A 253-nucleotide genomic window follows, 5' to 3' on the forward strand; every position below is an offset into this window, starting at 1 on the left:
CGCCGATGGAGTCGAGAAACCCGGCGAGCCGGGCGAAATCGTCGTCGGCAAGCGGCTGTTGGGACGTCAGGTTATTCACGGCAGATATTCTTTTCGCGAGTTCGAAGCTACGTATCCAGCGATTATAGGCGTTGGTGCACGGATAGGCAAACGAAAGACGGGAGTAATAGAATCGCGGTCCGTCCTGCTGGAAGCCCATGCATGCCCCACAAGCACAACGCCGCGCGCCGGCATGACATCCCGAAGATGGCCC

At 58.9% G+C, this 253-nt stretch carries 1 pseudogene; it reads right to left on the reverse strand.

Going from position 1 to position 253, the window contains the following annotated elements:
* Positions 1 to 199, reverse strand: a pseudogene (locus tag GWC77_RS29390) (hypothetical protein); the annotation flags it as partial.
* Positions 200 to 253 lie beyond the last annotated feature (54 nt).

Origin of the sequence: Paraburkholderia sp. NMBU_R16, from assembly GCF_013282575.1 — a bacterium.
Taxonomy (GTDB): domain Bacteria; phylum Pseudomonadota; class Gammaproteobacteria; order Burkholderiales; family Burkholderiaceae; genus Trinickia.